The organism is Enterococcus innesii, assembly GCF_022846515.1.
GTDB lineage: Bacteria > Bacillota > Bacilli > Lactobacillales > Enterococcaceae > Enterococcus_D > Enterococcus_D innesii.
Window position 1 is genome coordinate 1,887,190 of sequence record NZ_AP025635.1, and the last position, 19,470, is coordinate 1,906,659.

At 47.2% G+C, this 19,470-nt stretch carries 17 protein-coding genes; all 17 read right to left on the bottom strand.

The genetic code is table 11. The features are described from left to right. Window positions 1–161 precede the first annotated feature (161 nt). The 17 genes from gor to ENLAB_RS08860 all read right to left on the bottom strand — a co-directional run bounded on the left by gor (window position 162) and on the right by ENLAB_RS08860 (window position 19,435). Complete coding sequence (gor, locus tag ENLAB_RS08780; RefSeq protein ID WP_140966042.1) at window positions 162–1,508, bottom strand: glutathione-disulfide reductase; 1,347 nt, start codon at window positions 1,506–1,508, stop codon at window positions 162–164. Between the two features lie 93 nt (window positions 1,509–1,601). Beyond that, window positions 1,602–2,843, bottom strand: coding sequence for a peptidase U32 family protein (locus ENLAB_RS08785; RefSeq protein WP_008381725.1), 1,242 nt, complete (start codon window positions 2,841–2,843; stop codon window positions 1,602–1,604). 13 nt (window positions 2,844–2,856) lie between these two features. Further along, window positions 2,857–3,777 carry a peptidase U32 family protein gene (locus ENLAB_RS08790; protein ID WP_200127205.1) on the bottom strand — a complete coding sequence of 307 codons (921 nt, stop codon included), beginning with the start codon at window positions 3,775–3,777 and terminating at the stop codon, window positions 2,857–2,859. 269 nt (window positions 3,778–4,046) lie between these two features. After that, window positions 4,047–6,527, bottom strand: coding sequence for an ATP-dependent Clp protease ATP-binding subunit (locus tag ENLAB_RS08795; RefSeq protein ID WP_008381720.1), 2,481 nt, complete (start codon window positions 6,525–6,527; stop codon window positions 4,047–4,049). A gap of 5 nt (window positions 6,528–6,532) precedes the next feature. Further along, entirely contained in the window at window positions 6,533–7,000 is a 468-nt protein-coding gene (locus ENLAB_RS08800; protein ID WP_005230319.1) for a CtsR family transcriptional regulator, read from the bottom strand. A 223-nt stretch (window positions 7,001–7,223) separates the two neighbouring features. Further along, window positions 7,224–9,227, bottom strand: a complete 2,004-nt coding sequence (gene pknB, locus ENLAB_RS08805; protein WP_096741974.1) for a Stk1 family PASTA domain-containing Ser/Thr kinase — start codon at window positions 9,225–9,227, stop codon at window positions 7,224–7,226. Next, complete coding sequence (locus tag ENLAB_RS08810) at window positions 9,224–9,964, bottom strand: Stp1/IreP family PP2C-type Ser/Thr phosphatase (RefSeq protein ID WP_077454136.1); 741 nt, start codon at window positions 9,962–9,964, stop codon at window positions 9,224–9,226. The genes pknB and ENLAB_RS08810 overlap by 4 nt, the downstream gene beginning before the upstream one ends. Before the next feature lie 14 nt (window positions 9,965–9,978). Then, window positions 9,979–11,337, bottom strand: a complete 1,359-nt coding sequence (gene rsmB, locus ENLAB_RS08815) for a 16S rRNA (cytosine(967)-C(5))-methyltransferase RsmB (RefSeq protein ID WP_244350762.1) — start codon at window positions 11,335–11,337, stop codon at window positions 9,979–9,981. Beyond that, window positions 11,327–12,280 (bottom strand): methionyl-tRNA formyltransferase, encoded by a 954-nt coding sequence (gene fmt, locus ENLAB_RS08820; protein ID WP_140966039.1) that lies wholly within the window; start codon window positions 12,278–12,280, stop codon window positions 11,327–11,329. Before fmt ends, rsmB begins: the two co-directional genes overlap by 11 nt. Next, complete coding sequence (gene def, locus ENLAB_RS08825) at window positions 12,273–12,764, bottom strand: peptide deformylase (protein WP_005230314.1); 492 nt, start codon at window positions 12,762–12,764, stop codon at window positions 12,273–12,275. The genes fmt and def overlap by 8 nt, the downstream gene beginning before the upstream one ends. 10 nt (window positions 12,765–12,774) lie before the next feature. Next, window positions 12,775–15,177 (bottom strand): primosomal protein N', encoded by a 2,403-nt coding sequence (gene priA / locus ENLAB_RS08830; protein ID WP_244350764.1) that lies wholly within the window; start codon window positions 15,175–15,177, stop codon window positions 12,775–12,777. 128 nt (window positions 15,178–15,305) lie between these two features. Beyond that, the gene (gene rpoZ, locus ENLAB_RS08835; RefSeq protein ID WP_005232977.1) at window positions 15,306–15,611 is read right to left on the bottom strand and encodes a DNA-directed RNA polymerase subunit omega; all 306 of its coding nucleotides are present in this window, start codon (window positions 15,609–15,611) and stop codon (window positions 15,306–15,308) included. 5 nt (window positions 15,612–15,616) lie between these two features. Beyond that, entirely contained in the window at window positions 15,617–16,231 is a 615-nt protein-coding gene (gene gmk / locus ENLAB_RS08840; protein ID WP_005230308.1) for a guanylate kinase, read from the bottom strand. 124 nt (window positions 16,232–16,355) lie between these two features. Continuing rightward, on the bottom strand, window positions 16,356–16,637 hold the full coding sequence (locus ENLAB_RS08845; protein ID WP_244350766.1) for a hypothetical protein: 282 nt from the start codon (window positions 16,635–16,637) through the stop codon (window positions 16,356–16,358). 13 nt (window positions 16,638–16,650) lie between these two features. After that, window positions 16,651–17,535, bottom strand: coding sequence for a YicC/YloC family endoribonuclease (locus ENLAB_RS08850; RefSeq protein WP_244350768.1), 885 nt, complete (start codon window positions 17,533–17,535; stop codon window positions 16,651–16,653). 27 nt (window positions 17,536–17,562) lie between these two features. Then, window positions 17,563–17,778, bottom strand: a complete 216-nt coding sequence (locus tag ENLAB_RS08855; protein WP_005230288.1) for a YdbC family protein — start codon at window positions 17,776–17,778, stop codon at window positions 17,563–17,565. Beyond that, window positions 17,771–19,435, bottom strand: a complete 1,665-nt coding sequence (locus tag ENLAB_RS08860; protein WP_244350770.1) for a patatin-like phospholipase family protein — start codon at window positions 19,433–19,435, stop codon at window positions 17,771–17,773. Before ENLAB_RS08860 ends, ENLAB_RS08855 begins: the two co-directional genes overlap by 8 nt. Window positions 19,436–19,470: the final 35 nt, after the last annotated feature.

The window sequence follows — 19,470 nt, forward strand, 5'->3', positions numbered from 1 at the left end:
TCAAGGATCTAGCAAAAGCCTTGCAGCTGGGATCATCCTGAAATAAGCCCCCAAGGTTAGATTTCTGATCTACTTTTGGGGACTTTTTAGTTGATAGCTAGAAGTTTATACGAAAAAAGCCTCAACGGACAATTCATCTGTCCGTTGAGGCTTTTTTTCTTTTAACGCATCGTCACAAATTCTTCTGACCCCGTCGGATGAATGGCAACGGTTTGATCAAAGTCTGCTTTCGTAGCACCCATTTTGATGGCTACAGCGAAGCCTTGCAGCATTTCATCGACACCGATCCCGACGCCGTGCAGACCGATGATTTTTTCTTCTTCTCCTAAGCACACCAATTTCATCTCACATTTTTGGCGATACTCATTTAAAGCAAAGTACATCGGTGTAAAGCGCGAACGATACACCTTTATCTGCTCTTGGCCGTATTTTGCCAAGGCTGCTTCTTCGGATAAACCAATCGTGGCAATCGGTGGATGCGTAAAGATGACCGTCGGTACTAAATTATAATCCAAGTACGCATCGCTTTGACCGTTGAACAAGCGTTCAGACAAGCGACGACCGGCGGCGATCGCAACCGGGGTCAAATCCAATTTTCCAATGACATCGCCCACCGCAAAAATCGAGTCAGCTGTGGTATTTTGATATTTGTCCACAATGATAAACCCTTTTTCATCCAATTGGACATCGGTGTTTTCCAGACCTAACTTGTCCGTATTCGGCACACGACCACCAGCAAAAAGGACGCAATCGCCGGTCAAAGTTTCGCCATTTTCAAAGTGAACGATATACTCGTCACCTTCTTTAATGATACGAGAGGCCACGTAGCCTGCATAAGTTTCGATTCCTGATTCTTGGTACATCTCCACGAGATTATCCGCAAGCATCTTGTCAAAGGTTCGTAATGGCCGCTCTTTGCGGTACGCCCAAGCCACTTGGCTGCCCAGCTGTTGGCTGACCCCGCTGATTTCGGCTGCGATGTAGCCTGCCCCTAAGACGACCATACGCTTTGGTGCTTCTCGCAACGCAAAAAAACCATTCGAGTCAATGGCATACTCACCGCCGGGAATATTCATCGCGCTAGGTTTTCCACCGGTGGCGATCAAAATGTTTGCTGCATGGTAGTTTTCCCCATTGACGGTAATCGTGTGGTTATCCACAAACTGTGCATAACCGTGGATAACTTCTACATTATTGCTGTCTAAGCCTTTTTGATAGGCTGTGTGTAAAAAATCAATGTATTTTTCACGGTTATCCACAAGTTCAGTAAAATTAAATTTATCCACATGTGGATAAATGCCGTAGCTAGTTGCGTCCCGTTTGATCATTTCTAACATCTCACTGGCTTGCCACATGACTTTTTTCGGTACACAGCCGACATTGACACAGGTGCCGCCTAATTCATTGCCTTCGATCAATAATACTTTGGCGCCGTGCATCCCTGCCCGATTGGCTGAGGCGATCCCGCCGCTGCCGCCGCCAATTACTATGTAGTCGTATGTTTCCATATTTGTTGTTTCCTCCTTGAGATTGTCTATGTTCTCATCGATCCTTTTTGGCTGGATTGATTCAACAAAAAAAGCCGAGAGAAGCTCTCGACCTTATTTTTTCTTCCGAATCATGTCTCCGACTTCCACCGGTTCTTTGACCGGCATCGTCAGCAGCATCATAGGATTTGGTGCACGATCGATGGATTCACCGTCTTCATTATACATGACTTCGACGGTTTGGTGAAAGTGATGGAATCCGGGACCGTAAAATTCGATTTCATCGCCGACGGAAAAGTGGTTCCGTTGCCGGATCGTAGCTGTTTTCGTTGCCGGATCATATGCCATGACTTCCCCAATAAATTTGTATTGCGGAATTTTCCGACGTGGACCAAACAATTGCTCATTTTCACTTGGGGTATCATAGTAAAAGCCTGACGCAAGCTCGCGCTGCGCAACTTTCCACAGTTCATCGATCCATTCTTGTTTGCAGACATAGTTCTCTGGATCGGCCATGTAACTGTCCACGGCTGCTTTATAAACGTTCGCTACAGTTGAAACATAGTGGATCGATTTCATGCGGCCTTCGATTTTGAAACTATCCACGCCGTTTTCAATCAAATCAGGGATATGTTCGATCATCGACATATCCACGGCACTCATGGAAAACTCTTCTTCCACTGTCCCGTTTTTAGTCAAACTGTTTCGTTCCGTTGCAAAGGGCATGTCAAACAGATCATATTTCCAGCGGCAAGATTGCGAACAGCCGCCGCGATTGGCGTCTCGCATCGACATATGATTGGACAAAGTACAACGGCCAGAATACGAAATACACATGGCGCCATGAATAAAGGCTTCGATCTCCACGCTAGTATTTTTGCGGATCTCAGCGACTTCCTCCATCGACACTTCTCGGGCGAGAACGACCCGTTCTAGGCCTTCTTCCCGCCAAAATTCCAATGTTTCATAGTTCGTGGCACTGGCTTGGGTGGACAAATGGATCGGTAGACCCGGCGCTTCTGTTGCGCAGATCTGGATCAATGCGGGATCAGAAACGATCACGGCCGAAATACCGACATCTCGCAATTCCCGAAAGAATTCCCCTGCACCTTCTTGATTGCCCTCATGGGTCACCATATTGGCTGCTACATAGACTTTTGCGTTGTGGGCTTTGGCAAAAGCCACCCCTTCCGCCATTTCTTCATAGGTAAAGTTACCCGCGCGACTCCGTAGACCATAGGCATTGCCGCCGATATAGACAGCGTCAGCGCCATAGTGGATCGCTGTTTTTAATTTTTCTAACGTACCAGCTGGTGCTAACACTTCTGGTCGTTTCAATGCTTGTTTAACGGTCATTTGTTCTTGCTCCTTACTTGATATCGTCAGGATCGATGGCATAAAATCCAGTGTCTAACCCACGTTCTGCCGGATGAAGTTGGGCAACTTGTTCACTGAGCACAGCTGCTTGCTCTGCTTGCCACTTCCCACTTTCCACAAGGCTCTTGGCTTGGGCAAACAGTTTAGCAATTGCCACAAAGGCAGCCCCTCGTGTATAGATTCCGTCCAGCTTCCAGGTTTGAAAGCCTGTTGCGTCTAATTCCGCCAGCTGCAGCATCAGATTGATGTCGTTATTGGCAAAAATGTGCGTGCCGTGGCTATCTTCATAAATGGAATAGTGGGTTTCTTCTTTTTTCGGTTCGGATAAAAACAACCCACGGTCGTGGTTCTTTTCTTCCGATTGTTGGGTATAGTTATAATAATTTTGTAAAAGCGGACGCTTCGATTGGTGAATGCAGGTCGCACCATAAACCAATACTTCCACAGGAATATTTAGTTGTGGCGCCATGATTTTCATTTCCTCGAAAGGAACTTCTCGCGCTAAAACGGCTGCCTTTGCTCCTTTTTGTCCCCAAAAATTGATTTGACGAGCGCTCGTTACTAAGGTTTCCCCTGCATAGATAAATGGCAAGGCACATTCTGGATTTTGCTTCATGCGGTAAATAATCCCAGGATCTCCGAGAGCGATTTGATCGGCTTGATTGGTCTTCAGAAATGCTAGGTATTCTGGAATCAGCTTCATTTTTTCTGGATGCATGATGCCATTGACTGCGATCGTCACTTTCTTTCCAGCTTCGTGGGCCATGTCGATCAGTCTGATTTGCTCTTCACGAGAAAAAGAGGTCGGTAGGCGCAGCCCGAATGTCTCTTCTCCAAAAAACAATGTATCAACATAAGGGATGAGCTGCTGTGCTTGCTCGATCGATTCCACCGTGGCGATAATCTCAACCATAATACTCCTCCTTTTTTCAACTCATTCATAGTATCACACAGCAGTGTTCTTTCCAAGAGGTCTCGTTACTCTTTTTTTCACGAATAGCGCTTTGCTCATTAATCAAACGCTGACATAAAGCTGTTTAGAAGGATATTTTTTTGTGAATCACCAATCATAATCAATGGAGAATTCTTGATCACTACTAGACATAGCAAGACAAAAAAGCGACGTCCCTATGGATGCCGATTGCTCGACCATAGAAACGCCGCTGCCGTTATTGGCTCGACTTAAACTTGTTGCAAGACCCGTGCTTGTCCCTCTTTGACATTGAGGGTGATCGATCCTTTGGAAGCACCGATCGTCACTTTGTCACCTAAATGAATTTGTCCTGATAGGAGTGCTTCACTTAAACGGTCTTCGACTTCTTTTTGCAAGGCCCGACGAATCGGCCGTGCCCCATATTCTGGATCAAAACCAGCTTTACCGATCACATCGATGGCAGATGGCGTGATCTTCAATTGGATGTCTTGGTTGCCTAATCGTTTGATGATCGCTTTGCTCATGATCTTCACGATCTCGTGGATCTCCCCTTCACCTAAGGATTGGAAGACTACTGTTTCATCCACACGGTTCAAGAACTCTGGACGGAAGGCTTTTTTCAGCTCTTCTAAGATCCGTTTTTGCATCGCTTGGTGATCTTTCGTTAAATCAGTGACATTAAAACCAACGCTTTTTTCTTCGCGGATTTGTTGGGCACCGATATTAGAGGTCATGATCAAAATCGTGTTGCGGAAATCGACCTTCCGACCTTTGGCATCTGTCAAATGACCATCATCCAGCACTTGCAAGAGGATATTGAAGACATCGGGATGGGCTTTTTCCACCTCGTCCAATAAGATGACGGAGTATGGTTTTGAACGGATTTTTTCCGTCAATTGCCCACCTTCATCGTAGCCGACATAGCCTGGCGGTGAACCGATCAAACGGCTCGTGCTGTATTTTTCCATAAATTCGGACATATCGACACGAACCAAGGCATCTTCACTGCCAAACATCGCTTCTGCTAAGGCTTTGGCAAGCTCGGTTTTCCCGACACCGGTCGGCCCTAAGAACATGAAGGAACCGATTGGGCGGTTGGGGTCTTTCAATCCACTGCGGGCGCGGCGGATCGAACGAGCGACTGCTTTGACCGCTTCTTCTTGGCCAACTACCCGTTGATGCAAGATCTTTTCAAGATCCAACAAGCGTTCGCTTTCTTTTTTCTCCATCTGCTGCAGAGGTACGCCGGTCCATTGGGAAACGACCGTGGCAACATCTTCTGCAGTAACACTATCGGCATAGCCTGACGCTTCTTTGACTTCCATAAACGCTACTTCCGTCAGCTGTTGGGTCAATTTCTTTTCCTTGATCCGTAGACGAGCTGCTGCTTCAAAATCTTGCTGACGAATAGCGGCTTCTTTTTCCTCGATCAAGTTGGCGATCTCGTTTTGTAGATCTGCCAATTCCGAACTTTCATCGGTTTTGTCTAGACGCACTTTGGCTGCTGATTCATCCATCAAATCGATGGCTTTATCTGGTAATTGGCGCGAATTGATGTAACGTACGGACAATTGCACAGCGGCGTGTAACGCATCATCAGAAATTTCCACCCCATGATGTTCTTCATAACGAGGACGCAACCCCCGTAAAATTTCTTCCGCTTCTTCTGGTGTTGGTTCGTCGACTTGCACCCGGGCAAAACGGCGTTCTAATGCAGAATCTTTTTCAATGTATTTTTGGTACTCATCTAGTGTCGTGGCACCGATGGTTTGCAATTCTCCACGGGCTAAGGCTGGTTTCAGAATATTCGAGGCATCAATCGCCCCTTCGGCTCCGCCGGCCCCAATCAGTGTATGCAATTCATCAATGAATAAGATGATTTGACCATCTTGATAGATCTCATCGATGATTTTTTTCATTCGGTCCTCAAATTCCCCACGGTATTTCGTTCCGGCAACTAAAGCCCCCATGTCCAGCATCATCAAGCGTTTGTTTTGCATGTCTTCTGGGACTTCCCCATTGATAATTTTTTGGGCTAAGCCTTCGGCGATCGCGGTTTTCCCAACACCAGGTTCCCCCACGAGAACAGGGTTGTTTTTGGTCCGACGGCTAAGGATCTGGATCAGGCGTTTGACTTCTTTGGCACGCCCGACAACAGGATCTAGGCGTTTTTCACGGGCTAATTTGGTCAAATCACGGGCTAAGGAATCCAAGGTCGGTGTTCCTTGCTGCGCTTTGGCTTGGGCTGGACGACGACGACCAGCACTTCCGTTGGTTTTGCTTTCATTGAAGCCCATTTTTTTCTTCAAAAGCTGACGCATTTTCGCGAGACTCAAGCCGAGATTCAGCATGATTCGTGAAGCCAAAATGTCTTCGTCTCTTAATAAGCCTAATAATAGATGTTCAGTACCAATTTGTGGTGCCCCTAAGCGTTTGGCTTCATCCCCTGCATAAGCAAATGTATGTTTTGCTCGTGGTGAATATGCGAGATAGGCATTTTCTGGATATTGACGAACGGTGCCGTACCCTGTTAAATGTTCGATTTCTTCACGAATATCATTTTCTGTGATATTCATTTCCCGCAAGGTTTTGCCGGCAATCCCGTTTTGTTCAATGACCAATGCCAATAGAATGTGTTCAGAACCTACTGCTTGGTGCTTAAAGTATTTTGCTTCTTCTTGGGCGATAGCCAAAACGGCTTTCGCGCGTTGGGTGAATAATTCATCCATCTCTTTCACTTCCTGTCTTCGTAACTTAATCGTTCTAGAATTGCATGGAGCAAATCAGCTCGTGTTCTATTTTCATAAGGAGAACGTCCTAGAACTGCTTTCGCGATGACGGTCAACAATAAATTGCCTTCTCGCTTGGACAGGATTCCTTCCTCATAAAGTTTCTGGATTATTGCATATGCATCTTTTTCCGAGATGGTTTCATCGAATAATTGATTCATTTCTTTTAAGTAGTGGTGGCTGTCAGTAATTTTGACTTTCTCGATCCGAATATAGCCGCCCCCGCCGCGTTTGCTTTCAACCGCATAGCCTCTTTGAACGGTAAAGCGGGTATTGATCACGTAATTTATTTGTGAGGGCACGCAGTTGAACAAATTTGCCATTTCTGCGCGACGAATCTCAATGGTTTCACTGTCTTCAAGAATTTTCTTCAAATACGCTTCAATCAAATCGGAAGTGTTGTGATGACTCAATTCATTCCCTCCCTTGACTAATTCTGACCTTCATTATACCCAATTTTTGAATCCTTGGAAAGATGTACGCTTGCACAAATGGCCGGACTAAAGGAAATTTTAAAGACACCGGTGCCTCACTATTAGGTTTAGAAACAAAAACAAGCAGCTGGACGGGGAACAAAAAGAGAATTCTTTGGTCCCCGAAGGCTGCTTGGTTAAAGTATTTGGTTTTAGCTAGTTTCTAATCACTTTCTGAGCTACTTTCACTCGTAGCGCTTGAATCAGAGGAATCATCTGAACTACTGCTTGGTGTCGATGAGGACGAATCATCTGGTTCAGGTCCTCTAGAGATCGTGACCGTTACAGTAGAGCCAACTTCGACGGAGGTCCCAGCACCTGGAGAGACACGGACAACATGTCCAGCTGGTACCGAGTCATTATAGCCGTCCTCTTCCTCAAAAGTTGAATCCAATCCCGCTTCATTCAAGTCTGCTTCTGCATCGGCTTGGCTTTTCCCAACAATTCTTGGTACATTGACCATTTCCTGCCCACTGCTGACCGTCAAAGTGATGGTCGTTTGGGAAGTCACCACCGTTTCACCTGTTGCGGGTGCTTGGGCGATGATCGTGCCTGATGGTTGACTGCTAGATTGATAGTTCACTTCGATCTGTGATCGGTCGACACCGCGAGAAGTCAATGCTGCTCGTGCATCTGCCTCTGTCATGCCATAATAGTTGTCCATTGCGAAGCTATCTGGTCCGGAGCTGACCTTAAAGGTGATTTCGTCTTCTGCTGGGGAAACTTCCCGCCCTGCTGCTGGTGATTGACTGATAATATCCCCTTCATCGACATCATCTGACGACTCTAGCTCTTCTTTGATTCTGTCTTCATCAAAGCCCAAATCGATCAACTCTTTTTTGACATCATCAAAGGAACGGCCTTCATAGTCATCAAGGGTGATTTTCTTCGTTCCGCTACTGATGTAGAGGGTCACGACGGAATTCTTTTTGACTTCATTGCCTTCTGGGGGATCGGTTTTGACGACATTGCCTGCTTCGACTTCATCATCTTCGATTTCTTCCACCTCGTCTGCCACTTTCAAACCGGCGGCTTCCAGTTCGGCCCGAGCGGCGGCTTCTGTCTGACCACTGACTTCAGGAATTGCCACATCTCCCCGACCACCGCCGAATAGGAAGTAACTGCCTATCCCTAGCAGTGCGATCACCATAATGATTGGCAGCAGTAGCCAGCGCTTGCGTTTTTTCTTTTTCGGCTGCGCCGCTTCTTCAGCTTGATCCGCAGCCGTTTCTGCCACGGGTTCTTCCACTGGCGGCGTTTCGACTTGGGCTGCTTCCACAGGGGTCAGCACTCTCGTTTCATCCATCAGGGCATGAGGTTCCCATCTCGGTTCATTGAGCCGTTCAGGAGACAGCACGGTATCGAGATCCGCCCGCATTTCATCGGCGGTCTTGTAACGATCCGCCGGTTCTTTGGCGGTCGCCTTCAACACGACGTTTTCCAACGATTGCGGAACATTTTTGTCATAGATCCGAATCGACGGGATCTCATCTTGGAAGTGTTTCAAGGCGATCGTTACGGCTGATTCGCCATCAAAGGGTACTTTGCCGGTTAAAATTTCATAGAGAATGATCCCAATCGCATAAATATCTGATTGATTGGTGGCCATACTGCCTCGTGCTTGTTCTGGTGAAAGATAATGCACCGAGCCTAGCATCGAGTTGGTTTGGGTGATCGACGTTTCTGATAGAGCGATCGCGATCCCAAAATCGGTGATTTTCACCACGCCGTCTTCATTGATCAGCACATTCTGGGGCTTTAGGTCCCGGTGAATGATGCGGTGCTGATGGGCTAATGCCACCGCTGATAAGATTTGTTGGATGATATCAACGATCTGCAAATAAGGTACTGGATAGTGCGTTTGGATATAGCGCTTGAGATCCATTCCTTTGACATATTCCATCACCAAAAACTGCATGCCGTCTTCTTCACCGACATCATAAACGGTTACGATGTTGGGATGAACCAGCTCAGTCGCCGCCAAGGCTTCTCGTTGAAAGCGCCGAATCGCACTTTGGTCGTTTTGGAAGTCAAAACGAAGCACTTTGATTGCCACTTCACGGTCTAAGATCAAGTCATGCGCCAAAAACACATTTGCCATTCCGCCGCTGCCGATATTGCCGATGATTTTGTATCGGCCGTTTATCTTCTTCCCAATTTCGATCATGGGCGCTCTCCTCCAACTTTAATCAATAATACCGTGATATTGTCGACACCGCCGCGTTCGTTGGCTTGATCGATCAATGATTGCACTGCTTCTTCCAGCTCAGGGGTTTCTTGGATCGTTGCTGTGATCTCTTCATCTGAGACCATGTTGGTCAATCCGTCTGAACACAGCAGCAAATAATCCCCGTCTGCAATAAAGTGGATCGCCACATCGACTTCGACTTCGCTTGGCATACCGATTGAGCGGGTCAAAACGTTTTTGCGAGGATGATTTAAGGCCATTTCTGCCGTGATTTGTCCTGACTTCACCAATTCATTGACCAGTGAATGGTCCTCTGTGATTTGGGTCAGCACTTGATTGCGTAAAAGATAGGCACGGCTGTCCCCGACATTGGCGATCGTAAACTGGTCGCCTAATAAGGCCACAGCAATGATCGTGGTGCCCATGCCGCTAAGTTCTTCTTGTTCTTGTCCTTTTTGGAAAATCACTTGGCTTTCCGCTTGGATTTTTTGGATCAGCCATTGGGCAGTTTTTTCACTATCTGTCAGTTCTGTCTGTTCCCAAGCGGTGCCGATCTCACTGACTGCTTGACGGCTAGCGACATCTCCGGCCCGGTGGCCCCCCATGCCATCGGCAAGCAAGGCCAATGTCACATTGGCTTTATTTACATAGGTTGCTGCAAAATCTTGGTTTGTGTTGCGACGTTTGCCGACATCTGTTTGAAAACGAATCTCCAATTTCTTTCACCTCGTTACTTTTTGCGTAGACAACTGATAAAAAAGCCATCTGTCATAAAATCTTGCGGATAGATCGTCAACATATCCTCTTGAACAGCTTCAGCTGCCAGCGGTCCTACCGCAAGAGGCATTTGCTCAAATTCAGGATGGTCAGCGAGAAACGCTGCCACGACTTGTTGATTTTCTTCCGCTAGAATCGTACATGTGCTGTAGACCATTATACCCGATTTTTTCAAGGTTGGGGCGGCACTTTCCAAAATCTCTCGCTGAATCTGCGGCAAGCGTTGGAAATCGGCTTCCGTCTTGCTGTATTTGATGTCCGGCTTACGGCGCATCAACCCTAATCCAGAACAAGGAGCATCCACTAAAATGCGATCAAATTGTTCAGGGGCAAAGGTTTGAGCCGTCTCCCGCGCATCCATCACGCGGGTTTCCACAACTGCTTCTACGCCTAAACGTTGGGCATTTTGCTGAATCAGCTTAACCTTATGGGCATGGATATCCAGTGCTGTCACTTTGCCGCCCTCTGCGGCAGACAAGAAGGCAGCGATATGGGTCGTTTTGCCTCCTGGTGCGGCGCAGGCATCCAATACTTGATGGTCCCGGGCTACTTGTAAAACGGGGACAACCAGCATCGAACTTTCATCTTGGATCGTCAGTAAGCCTTCTTTGTAGAGGGAAGAGCCCGCCATAAAGCCTTTGTCAGCCACAACCCCATAAGGGGAAAGCTCACTTGGTCGTGCGTCAATGCCTTCTTCTTGCAGCCGCTCGATCGCTGCTGCTTGCGAGATGCGCTGCAGATCGATACGACCACTGGCATGATTGGGTTCAAATAGGGCATAGCCCAGCTCACTGGTTTCTTCGATCCCAATTTGTTTGACTAGTTTCTTCGTTAGCCACAGGGGCAAACTGATTTCCGTTGCTAAACGTTCCATTGGGTCTTTGATCAATGCCAAGTCTGGCACTCCTTGTCGTTGGATCGTGCGCAGCACGCCATTGACGAATTTACCGGTTCCCGGATTGCCTTTGGCTTTCGCGATATCCACGGCTTCATGAATGATAGCATGGGCGGGTACTTTATCGAGATACAGCATCTGATACAAGGAAAGCCGCAGCAGCGTTTTGACCCACGGGTCAACTTTGCGGGCATTTTTAATAAACCGATCCAAATAATAATCCAATAAAAGCTGACGACTGATGGTGCCGTACACCAATTCAGTCAGCAAGCGACCGTCTTTGTCATTTAAACGCCCTTGATTCATCAATTCCCGTAGCAATAGATTGGAATAAGCGCCGCCTTTTTCGATTCGTAACAACGCTTCTAGGGCCACAAAACGCACTGTATATTGTATATCTCCAAGATTACGCTTCATAGGTACCTACCTGATCCCCTTTTTGAATCTGTTGTCCACTGCCGTTTAAGAATGCGGCAATGTCTTGTCGGCCTTTTCCAGCTGGCTGCAATTCATCGATAGCCAATACCGTGCCTTCACCACAAGCGATCAGCAACGTTTTTTTCGTCCGTTCAATGATCGTTCCTGGCGGGGCTGTCGTCGTTTGCTCCAACGGTGTTACTTGCCAAAGCTTCCAGCGGTTGCCGTTTTGTGTCGTAAAAGCGATTGGCCATGGCCGCATGCCTCGGACTTGGGCGTCGATTTGCACCGCCGTTTTCTGCCAGTCGATGGCTTCTTGTTCACGGCTGATATTCGGCGAGAAGGTTACTTTCGCTTCTTCTTGCGGAACTGACTGCAGCTCTCCTGACAAGATTTTCGGCACAGTTTCCAGCAGCAAGTCTTTGCCTAATAGGCTCAACTTATCAAACATCGTCCCCACATCATCTTGCGCCGTGATCGGCAAACGAGCTTGAGCAAAAATACCGCCAGCATCCATTTTTTTGATCATTTCCATGATGGTTACACCCGTTTCTTGCTCCCCTTCCATGATGGCATAATGCACAGGTGCTCCGCCTCGGTATTTCGGCAGTAGGGACGCATGAACGTTGATAGCGCCATACTTCGGTACTTCTAGTAAAGCACTAGGTAAAAATTGGCCGAAAGCTGCCGTGATCAGCAGATCGGGTGCTAAAGCTTGAATCTGCTCCATTTCTGGTGACCCACTGATTTTTTCTGGTTGTAAAACCAACAAGCCATGCTTCAACGCCGCTTCTTTGACGGGGGTCGGAGTGATAGTTTTTTTGCGACCGACGGGACGATCCGGCTGGGTCACGACTGCTGCCACTTCATAGCCGGCTTCAAGCAAGCCTTCTAAAATTGGGACGGAAAACGCCGGGGTACCCATAAAGACGATTTTAGTCATTTTCATGTTCCTCCATATACTTTTCTAAGTCTTCTTCAGGAATGCGTTCGACGAGCTTGTCGACAAACAGCACGCCATTTAAATGATCGATCTCATGCTGCATCGCCCGCGCCAAGTAACCGAATGCTTCCACTTCCATTTCTTCTCCTTCTCGATCGAAATAGCGGACAGTGATCTCGTCTGCTCGTTTGACGGTCCCGAAGGTGTGAGGAATACTCAAGCAGCCTTCCACATCAAGGGATTCACCAGAAGAAGCGATGATCTCAGGGTTGATCATTTCAAAGCGATCGTCTTCTTCGACTTCCACGATCGCCACTTGCAGGTTTTTGCCGACTTGCGGTGCGGCAATACCGATCCCATCGTGGGCAACCATCGTTTCATAAAGGTCGTCTAGTAGCTGAACGAGCTCATCGGTAATTACTTTGACGGGTTTTGCTTGCCGACGAAGACGTTCATCGGGGGTAATAATAATAGGATAACGCATATTTTCTCCTCTAAATAAAATTCAACGGCTCTTGGTCAATCGACACGTACAATCCTTTGCGCTGATCGATTTGACTTTGATCCAACAGACGGGTCAACAAAGCAGGTAGCTGCGGTTCATTTTTGTATTTAATGATCAATTGGTAGTAATAACGGTTTTTCACCCGCAAAATCGCACTTGGTGCCGGCCCCAACAAAATACTTTGCGGTGACAGCTCCTGCTGCAGATCCCGCGCGATCGCAAACATCTTCTGAGCGGCGACTTGCTCTTCGGGATGGCTGCAGGTGATTTTGACGGTGAAATAGTACGGTGGATAACCGCTTTGGTGCCGCATCCACATCTCTTTTTGATAGAAATCTTCGTAGTCTTGCGACTGCGCCAACTGGATGGCATAGTGCTCAGGGTTAAATGTTTGGATCACCACTTCGCCGGTTTTTTCTGCCCGACCTGCCCGACCACTGACCTGAGTCAACAGCTGGAACGTCCGTTCACTCGAACGAAAATCTGGCAAATTCAAGGCGGTATCGGCATTCAAGACCCCTACCAGTGTGATATCAGGAAAATCCAAGCCTTTGGCGATCATTTGAGTCCCTAACAAAATATCCGCTTTTTTCTCCCCAAACAAGGTCAAGATTTTTTCATGGGCGCCTTTTTTGCGGGTGGTATCGACATCCATCCGTAAGACCCGCGCTTCAGGAAACAGTTCCTTCAACTCTTCTTCCACTTTTTGCGTGCCCGTTCCGTAATAACGAATCTTGTCTGCATTGCAGTTGGGGCAACGATGGGGGATGTGTTCTTCATGCCCGCAATAATGACAGCGCATCGTTTTGGTATCCATATGCAGCGTCAAGGAGATGTCACAATTTGGACAAGGCAAAACATACCCGCAATCGCGGCACATCACGAAGGAAGAGTAGCCGCGCCGATTCAGCAGCAAGACGATCTGTTCTTTGCGGGCCAAACGGTCTGTAATTTTTTCCTGTAACGGACGAGAAAAGGTTTGATACTTTTTATTGGCAAATTCGGTACGCATATCCACGACTTCGATCTGCGGTAATTGCGCATTGGTTTTTGCCCGCTGATTCAATTTCAATAAGCGGTAGACTTCTTTTTGGGCCCGAGCACGAGATTCTAATGACGGCGTCGCACTGCCTAACACCACTGGACAGTGATGGTACTGGCTGCGCCAAATCGCTAAATCTCTCGCATGATAACGAGGGGCTTCCTCTTGCTTGTAGGAAGCTTCGTGCTCCTCATCGACGATGATGACCCCAATGTTTTTCAACGGAGCAAAAATCGCCGAACGGGCGCCAACCACCACCTGCGCCTCCCCACGTTCGATCTTACGCCATTCATCGTATTTTTCACCTTGGGACAAGCCGCTGTGTAAAACAGCCACTGCGTCGCCGAGACGGCTTTTAAAGCGTTCGACCATTTGCGGGGTCAACGCGATCTCCGGTACGAGCATGATCGCGGTTTTGCCTTGTTTCAGCAATTGGGTGATCGCTTGTAGATAGACTTCTGTTTTTCCACTGCCGGTGATCCCTTCCAGTAAAAAAGTCTGCGCCTCTTGGTTATCCGCACAAGCAGTGATTTGCGCTACTGCAGCTGCCTGTTCTTCATTTAATTCAAGGGGGACCGTTTTTTGAAATTGACGGTCTTTGTAAGGATCACGGTAGGCTTCAACTTCCGTAAAGGTCAGCCAGCCAGCTTCTTGCGCTTGGTTCAAAGCCGCAGTGGAAATCCCTTGTTCGGTAAAAAAGGAAACCGGCAAGCGGGCTTCCTCTGTCAAAATCTGTAAGATTTCCAGCTTGCGTTTGGCCCCTTTGCGCAGCTGTTGCTGGACGGCGGGGATTTCTGCTGGCTCGATCTTGCGTTCAATGTAACGGGTCATTTTCGCTTTGTTTTTATTTTTCACGAGATACTGCAATTCAACTACTGCGGCTTCCCGCAAAGGCTTCAACTGCGGCAGCAGCCCTGCACTTTCGGCGTCTTGCCAACTGAGGATGCCGTCTTCGGGAAAATATTCTTTGATGGGATGATTTCCTTCCAGCAAAACGATCTGCTTTTGGTACTCGGCTTTCATCACACTAGGCAACATCGTCTGCAAGCAAGTAATCTTAAAGGCAAAGGTCGTTTCCTTCATGTAGTCGGCTAATTGGAGAAGTTCTTCATTGACGACAGGCGACAAATCCAACAAACGAACGATTGGTTTTAAGGTCTGCTGCGGTTCGGCAACTTCTGAAAGGCCGACGACGAACCCTTGGATATGGCGGTCGCCCTTGCCAAATGGCACTTCGACCCGCATCCCTGTCTCAATGGCGGCTTGTAATTCTGATGGGATCAGATAAGTAAAAGGCTGATCGGTCTGCATCGTGGGAACATCCACGATCACTTCTGCTATGTACGCCATTTCTTCTCCTCCTTTTAGGTTCTATTTTACTAAATGGGTGGGGGTTTGTCTGTACCCCTTACAAAAATTTAACCATCATCATTCAAAAGAAAAAGCCAGAACACAGGCGTGCTCTAGCTTGCTTTTGTCTATAGCTTTTGTTCGTCGCGGATACGCGCTTCTAATTCTTTTTGTTCTTGGTCTTTTTGCGCTTTGCGCTCTTCTTGTTCCATTTTCAAGCGGGCCCGTTTGATTTCTGGATGCGGATCATTAACAACTAATTCCGCTTCGATTTCTTCAAGTGCTTGACCCACGCTTTTCACTGAATCAAAGTTTTCTAGTGTTGCTTGCGCACCGGCATCAAGTTCATGCGCCCGTTTGCTTGCTAAGATCACTAATGAATATTTTGAATTGACACGATCCAACAAAGAATCGATTGAAGGTTTTAACATCATATTTCTTACAGCTCCTCTAACATTTTGATATAGGTTCCGATCACTCGGTCAACGCGAAAATGTTCACTCGAAATAATTTCGCGAATTCGTTGGACTGCCTTAGGTACTTCATCATTGACAACGGCATAATCATACAAAGCCATCATTTCGATTTCTTCACGGGCGACACGCATCCGTTCATCGATCACTTCGGCAGAGTCGGTTCCTCTTCCTGTAATACGAGAGCGTAATTCTGCCAGATCAGGTGGCGTCAGAAAAATAAACACACCATCGGGAACTTTGTCTTTTACTTGTTTTGCCCCTTGCACTTCGATCTCTAAAAACACATCTTTTCCTTGATCCAATGTTTGTTGGACATAAGATAATGGGGTGCCATAATAATTGCCGACATATTCGGCGTATTCCAGCATTTCACCGGCTTCGATCAAGGCTTCAAATTCTTCCCGCGTGCGGAAATAGTAATCGACCCCTTCCACTTCCCCCTCGCGTTTTTGACGAGTGGTCATTGAAACGGAATATTGAAAATCGTTGTCGTCACTCTCAAAAATTGCTTTGCGCACGGTCCCTTTCCCTACTCCGGAAGGTCCTGATAAAACTATAAGTAATCCTCGCTCTGACATAATGACGTCCTTTCACTGACATTTGCTTAACGTCTATTTTGCACTTTTTTTCAGCAACTTTCAAGAACTACTTTATTATAATGGGAATTTCATGAAATTGCTAGTCTACACTTCGGCTGCTTTCTTAAAAGCCCATGTTGCTTAAGGTATTGATGACCCCTGCTAATTCGTCTTTGGCGGTGATCGCTTTTTCGGTAGGATCCGTCACTTCTTGGCAATCGATACGCACGATGTACCGACGATTTAAAGAAACCGCTATGCCATCAACTAGTAGATGAAGAAAATCCGGCTCTATGGCTACGCAGGCATCTTCCCATGCAGAGAAATTCTCTTTGTCAGAGGGTATACTGCGTTTGATGACATTTTTTCCGCTCAGTTCGTGAAAGGTGATATCGTAATATTTCATTGGTTCATTCCTCCTACTCGATGTTTTGAACTTGTTCTCTGATTTTTTCAATGATCGTCTTCATTTGGACGACACTGTTTTTGATTTGGATCGGACTTGATTTTGAGCCAATCGTATTGACTTCCCGGTTCATCTCTTGGATCAAGAAATCCAGCTCTCGACCTATCGGCGTCTCAGCTGCCAGCAGCTCCGTCATCGTCGTTAAATGGATACTTAAACGATCCAGTTCTTCGTGGATATCGCCGCGTTCCAATAAAATCGCCAACTCTGTCAGTAAACGATCGCGCTCGACTTCTTCCCCTAAATAGGCAGTCAGTTTCTTTTCAAAGCGTTCTTGGTAGTCTGCCTCATAGAGGGTCACGAATTGTTTGAGTTCTGTCAGTTTTTCCTGCAGCTGTCGCTGGTTTTCTTGTAAGATCTGCAGAATGCCTTGCCCTTCCACCCAGCGGCTTTGGTCGATCGCTGCCAACGCTTGGTCTAATGCTTCCATCACGCCATCGGCCAAGGTGCTTTCTTCTGGCTCTTGATCAGAGATCGTTAGAAAAGCCTCATGGAGCAGGAATTGTTCCAGCAATGCTGCTTTGGGCAGCTCTGCTAGGTCAAAACGGTCTTTGGCTTCGGTATCGATTTCCTGCATGAAACGTTCCAGCAGGTCCCATTGGATCTCGATCTGTTTCGTATGTGCGGTTTTTTCTTTTAAAGTCACATACAATTCGATCCGTCCTCGCTGGAGGGTCTGCTTGATCGACTGCCGTAAAGCACCTTCTAGAGGATTCAATTGTTTGGGCATTCGCAGCTGCAGGTCCAAAAAGCGCTGATTGACACTTTTGATTTCAATTTCGATCTGCACATCTGGCGTTTCTGCACTGCCTTTGCCAAAACCAGTCATACTTTTCATTTGATCACTCCTCACCCTTTTGCTTTCTTACATGGAAAGCAGGGCTTTTTTAAGTTCTGCAAATTCTTCATTGGATAAGGTCACGCCTTTGCCCATCTTCTCGTGCTCTGGGCCCCAATCTCTCAGATCAAATTTTGGCGGACGCCCATTCCAGCTCACCAAATTCAATTCTTTGCGCCAGCCTCTTTGATTTTCCGAAAGCACGGCGATCTCTTCAACGATTTCATACGAAAATTTATCCATTTTCTGCTCCTTTCAAAAGATAGTGACTATACGCTGCCATTAAAGCAGTCAGCGGGTAACGCCGACGAATCTGCTGAAGGGCGGGCAGATTCAATTGCTGCGTCCGATAAAAAAAGAAAAAGCGGTTTTGCTCGGACAAGACAAAAAAACGGTCGCGATAATAGCTCAGCCACTCGGTGATCGACCAGGCATCGGCTTCTTCCACTGCCTTTAGCGCAATTTTTTCAGCTAAAGCCGTTAGCATCGTTTCCTGCTCATAAATCACCGTAGGCGCTAGATACAATACTTTCGCGGTACACTCTATCAGTATACGCCCCCACTGCTCAAATGGCACATCCTGTTGATAGAATTTACGCATTTTTTTCCAAAATTCTTTTTTCTTTAGTTCCTGATAAAGCAACGGGTCTGTCTGGCGTAGCTCTTTCAAAAAGCCCCGCCATAACGGCTGAAAATCAACCGTCTTTTCAAAGGTATACCAATGGCCTTGGTATTTGCCGAACACTTTCAAGGTTTCCAAATAGCCTAAGGTCATATTATCCAGCGAACGCTGGGCATCAAAAACCAAAAAGCTGCCTAAGGACCAAGGAGACCCTAACGAAAGTTGCGCAGTTTCTTCCGTCACAACCGTCCTTTTATTGATGCCGGGTCCTTGGACATCCACGGTGATACATTCCGTTGCCCCTTGCTGGACAGCGACATCGATGGGCAGGTTATTGCGATAGCCGCCATCGATATAATAAGCATCATTAATTTTTTGCGCCTGCATTGCTGGATAAAATGACGCGGATGCCAACAACCAATGCAGATTTTCCTCTACTGCGGATGGATCAAAGGCATAAACCGTCTCCTTGAAGTCGGGCAGACGAGTCGTACAGATCAGCAAACGACAAGCAGTTTGGCTGAATTTTTCTTGATCAAAGGTCTTTTGCAAAAGCTTTGCCAAGGGTTCGGTACTGGCGCCGTTGCTTTTGACCGCTTCGCGGACCAGCGAGTTGGCTTGATTCATCAAATCCCGCAGCGTTTGGGCTCGTACCGAAGCAAGCGGATAGTGCAATACTTGCTCGCTGGAGATATTTGCCCATAAATCGACGGCCGCTTCCACATCGTTCATTAAAATCAAGGCGCCATTCAACGCACCAACGGAAGTTCCCGTGATCCATTCAAAGGTGATGCCCCGTTCTTGCAGCGCTTGCCAAACCCCGATTTGATACGCCCCATGAGCACCGCCACCGCCTAAAACCAGCGCCGTCTGATAAGCTAGCGCTTTTTGATACCCTTGAGGGACCACCTGATACCCTTGCTGGATAAACCACTCAGCCAAGGGGGTCCGATGAGGGAGCTGCCACAAGACGGCTGCTACAAAACGACTGCGGGCAAAGCTTTCTGTCACAGCTAGCAGTTGTTTCCAAGTAAACTCGGCGGCTGCTTCCACCAGTAGATTGGTGATAGTCAGTGTCTTTTGGTCAAAATCAAACTGCCCAGCAAGGTAAAAGCGGCCATAACGGCTGTCGATCTGCCAGCCCTGCTGCGCCATGTCGGCAAGAAAGGCTCGTCGCGCTTTTGAGTGCGACTCAAAAAAGGAAAAGACCAGTCGGCTTTCTTGAAACCCTGCCCTTTGTGCAAGAAAATCGATCGAAGTCAGTTTTTTCACTTTCATCAAGACGCCTCCTTAAGCAAAAAAGAATAGACGAA